The 983-nt window shown below is 55.6% G+C and carries 2 protein-coding genes; both read right to left on the bottom strand.

All coding sequences use genetic code 11. The features are described 5' to 3' along the window. The coding region (locus A3730_RS27650; RefSeq protein WP_231884069.1) for an SPFH domain-containing protein at window positions 1-676 on the bottom strand (676 nt) is incomplete at its 3' end. A 100-nt stretch (window positions 677-776) separates the two neighbouring features. Beyond that, on the bottom strand, window positions 777-983 hold a 207-nt coding region (locus A3730_RS27645; protein ID WP_369819138.1), incomplete at its 5' end, for a cytochrome b/b6 domain-containing protein.

The following is a 983-nucleotide window of genomic DNA, read 5'->3' as shown; positions in this document are numbered from 1 at the left end:
TCACCTTGGCATCGTCGCCGTAGTCTTGTTGCTCGGTGCCCATGGCCACATTGGCACTGCCTTTGATCTCACCCACGCGCTTCTGGCTGATTTCTTCACGACGCACAATGTAGATGCCATTGATCATCTGGTTTTCAAACTCGGTATTGAATTCGGTACGCCCGCCGGAGTAATACTCCTCGGCGCTCATCAATGACGCATTGGCTTGCAGGGTTTCCTTGAACGCGGGGATCAACGCCGTGCGCAACAGGTTTTCCGGTGTCCGGTATTCATGGGCCAAATGCAGGAAACTGTCCGGGTCGGTGGGAATGGTAAAGCGCACCGTGGCCTGGGCGTTGGCGTCCACCTGATCCAGGAACATGATGTTCTGCGGCGGCAAGGCTGCGGAGGTTTCCGAGTTCTCCACCTCCACATAATCCAGGGTTTCACTGCCACCGCGCACGGCTTGCACGGTCAGTGCGCGCTTCCAGGAATTCCAGCGACCAAAAAGGAAGAACTGATAGCCCACATCCGACACCACCTTTTCCTGACCGGTGATGGTGCGCACGTGATACACGTAGCCCGGTTCCGCATAGAAAATGGATTTGTTGGCAACAATAAGCAGCGCCAGAATGCTGATAACCCCAACCGCAACGCGCCCCAGCGGCATTGCCCCCTTCAATTTTTCCGTAATCATGATGCCCCAGTCTCATTTTTAGAAGGGCATATTTTACGGCGCGATTTCCATAACGATAGTGGTCAATGTCTTACATTTGGAATCGGCACAGGGTACCGATTCAGTCTTTGCCCCACATGCGCGGCAGCACGTTTACCTGCCCGGTTTGCTTGCGGTGCAGCAGGGCCATACCGATATGGCCAACGATCATGGCCAGCAGCACCCAACCCAGCACACCGTGGAGCAGGTTACCCGGTTCCACCATCCAGGCGATCTTGTCGCCGTCGAAACCCGACATCAGTGGTAGCCCGAACGGCTCAAATGCACG

The organism is Alcanivorax sp. HI0044, from assembly GCF_001634945.1.
This window is presented reverse-complemented; position numbering and strand designations above follow the sequence as displayed.